Origin of the sequence: Bartonella sp. CL435QHHD (assembly GCF_042195095.1) — a bacterium.
Taxonomy (GTDB): domain Bacteria; phylum Pseudomonadota; class Alphaproteobacteria; order Rhizobiales; family Rhizobiaceae; genus Bartonella.
This window is the reverse complement of the sequence record NZ_JBHINS010000004.1, coordinates 1-3,125: the sequence shown is the minus strand read 5'-3', so window position 1 is coordinate 3,125 and position 3,125 is coordinate 1. Positions and strand designations below refer to the sequence as shown.

The following is a 3,125-nucleotide window of genomic DNA, read 5'->3' as shown; positions in this document are numbered from 1 at the left end:
GGATATAAAGTTTGAGACGTTGAATTATGCTATTCAGGATGTTCGGAAAGAAGCAAGACAAGCTGCTGCTATTGGTCTAGCAGTATCTAATTTAAGCTATGACGATACACCGGGAAAATTAAGTTTTTCATTTGGTACGGGTGTATGGCGCAGTCAATCTGCACTTGCTCTTGGTGCTGGTTATATGTCTGAAAATGGAAGATTTCGCTCTAACGTATCTGCAACGAGTTCTGGGGGACATTGGGGGGTAGGTGCTGGATTTAGGGTAACACTGAATTAACAATAGAAAATTCGAAATAAATTTTCCTTCTCTTATCAAATGCGTTACATGTGCCATTTAAAGAGAAGGAAAGTTATTTTCATCATAAATGAATAGCAATAGAAGATAAGGGCGTATTTCGAGTAAAAATATATTTTTTATTATGAAATTTTATATGAAAAAATCATTTATCATCTCCAAAAGGAATTATTTGAGTAATCGATATTTATTTTTAATATATTGTAATAATATTATTAATGAATGCAGCATTGTTTTTTATGACAAGATAGGGGGTATTTTATTTTGCATAATTCTACTGCTGATAAGATTATTATTGGATTGTATAATGCCATAAAAGGTGATCAATTACATGACAGTGAGCAGCAGATTAAGACAGTTTTTAATGATGCGAAAAAATATATAGATAAATGTTTTTCTGAATCCATAGTATAATGCAATGAGTAATGTTGTTAATGATGCAAAATCTTACACGGATACAAAATTTGAAGCATTAAGATGTGATATTAAGACAGCTCAGAAAGAAGCAAGACAGGCATCCTCTGTTGGTTTAGAAGTATCGAATTTAAGTTATTTTAATATCCTTTGGTCTTTAAGTCTTTGTTTTGGTAGTGGTTTATGGCGTAGTCGATTGGCTTGAGCTATTGGAACCGTTTATATGTCAGAAGATGGAAAGATTCGCTCTAATATATCTGTCACGAGTGCAAGAGGTTACAGGGGGTTAAGTGCAGGAGTAAACTTAACACTGCATTAATAATAAAAAACGCATTCGCCCTTGTTTCATCAGACAAGGGTAAAAATTTTATAAAGAAGTGATATTTTACACAGAAACTCATAGAGTAGTATACTTGTAAAGTTTTATAACAATGTATTTTGTAATAATAATCTTAGTGGGACTAATTTTAGTTACAGTGAAGCATTTTAACAAAAAAAATTACAAATGCAGAGTGATGTTTTTATATAAATTAATAGAGCACGCGTAATCGCACAATATTTTAAAACTGTACAGTTTATAATTTTATTAATAGGAATATCCACTAGGGGGTATGCTTAAAGAAATAAAAAATCTCATTTTTTCCATTTTTATTATTTTCTTTGTATGTAGCAGCGGGAATGATTAAGTAAGACTCACTTTGATCACAACAGGGATATTTAAAGCATAACGATGCACCAGCACTTTTATAAAAGCCTAAAGTGTAAACAATGAGGCTATGAATTCTAGAATTATTTCAAGAATCAGAAAGACGCATTATATAAAAATATAAAAAAATAATTAAATTATTTTTTCCTTGCTATTTTTTAATAATCTGTATAGAGTGCGAAAAATTAATTAAAATAAACTAGAAATCTTCTCGCAAAGCGGGGTGCGGTAAGTTATGGAAAAATTACAAAATCACAATCGTCTGATCTCAAAAAGCTTTAAGAGATACAAATATAAAACTCATGGGTATCTCGCTTATTTTCACGACAAAAGCACAATAACCCTACAAAAAACGCTCTAAATTACTCAACAAACAACTTAACTCCCTTGCGCAATAAACATCCTTTATTGCCTCTTAAACACACAACACTTAATAATAGCGCGCAAACATGTTTTTTCTACACTTCTTTCACCTTTCTTCGCCTTTAAATTTAAAGGCTCTGCTACAGAAAGAAAATCCCCCCTAAAAGGGGAAAATAAACCTTATTAATCGGACTATCAATCAAGGTGGACTACAACCTCATTGATATCTTAGATAGTCCTCTTCCGCATTATGACAACCCTAATCTTTTATAAAACAAGAAAAAACTACCTCTAGAGCTTAGTAGCACCGGAATATGTCTTTTTAATGTTTTTAATATGTTTTTTTTACTTAGAGGATTTATTATGAAAAAAATATTATATACCACACCACACACACTAGCAGTGAGTAATTTAAAAAATTCTTGCTCGTCTTATCGATTACCTTTTATAAAAACGCTTTCATTAGTGTCAGTAGCTGCTTTTTTATCAAATGCTTCTCCTGTTTTTGCTTGTGATCTTTGGGGTAATGTAGAACAGTATTTTGGCGGAGGTACAAATATACGTAAAAGTATTGCGCCAACCTATATAATTAGAGGTAAAATATATAGAGATGTTGCTTCTGCGTTGTATGGTTTGCAGAATTATGTCGCTGAATCCACGTATGATAAGTTTGTTAAGCAAGATGCATCAGGACTTATTACAATTGGTGCGGACGTAGGTGGTAATAGAATAACTATCGCAAATAGCTCTCATGGATTGAGGACTCTTACTGGTGTTGCTGATGGTTGGGTTTCGCCAGTCTCGTATGATGCAGTCAATGGTTCTCAGCTTTTTTCCCAAGGCATCAGTACTGCGATCTCTTTTGGCGGTGGTGCTGGATACGATAGAAAAGGAAACTGGATAGCTCCTACTTTTACAGTTAAGGTCTTTGATAAAAATGGTGATGGAGCTGAAAAGGACTATACGAGTGTTGCGGATGCCTTTACTGGCGTAAGTAGTTCTTTCACGAATCTTGATGCAAAGATTGAAAATATTAAGGTGGCAAGTAATAGTCTTGTTAAGCAAGATGATACAGGACTTATTAGCATTGGTGGAAAAGTAAGTGGAACTAAGGTAAGCATTGCAAACGTTGATAATGCAGTTCGGACTCTTACAGGTGTTAAGGCTGGTTCGATTACAGCAGTGTCTACTGATGCGATAAATGGTTCTCAACTTTATTCCATGAGCAATGTAGTTGCAGGCTATTTTGGCGGTGGTGCTGGTTATAAAGATGGAAACTGGAGTGCTCCTACTTTTACAGTTAAGGTCTTTGATAAAAATGGTAATGGAGCTGAAAAGGACTAT

The 3,125-nt window shown here is 33.7% G+C and carries 2 protein-coding genes and 1 pseudogene; all 3 read left to right on the top strand.

Annotated elements, in window-relative coordinates; all coding sequences use genetic code 11:
• The coding region (locus tag ACFILH_RS00040; RefSeq protein WP_375667167.1) for a YadA-like family protein at nt 1-280 on the top strand (280 nt) is incomplete at its 5' end.
• A 436-nt stretch (nt 281-716) separates the two neighbouring features.
• A complete protein-coding gene (locus ACFILH_RS00035; RefSeq protein ID WP_273791568.1) occupies nt 717-917 on the top strand; it encodes a hypothetical protein in 201 nt (66 codons plus the stop codon).
• A gap of 1,227 nt (nt 918-2,144) precedes the next feature.
• Nucleotides 2,145-3,125, top strand: a pseudogene (locus ACFILH_RS00030) (hypothetical protein); the annotation flags it as partial.

What these genes read in the sequence shown, in the direction of transcription:
- ACFILH_RS00035 (WP_273791568.1), top strand. Translation starts at nt 717, where the DNA reads ATGAGTAATGTTGTTAATGATGCAAAATCTTACACGGATACAAAATTT.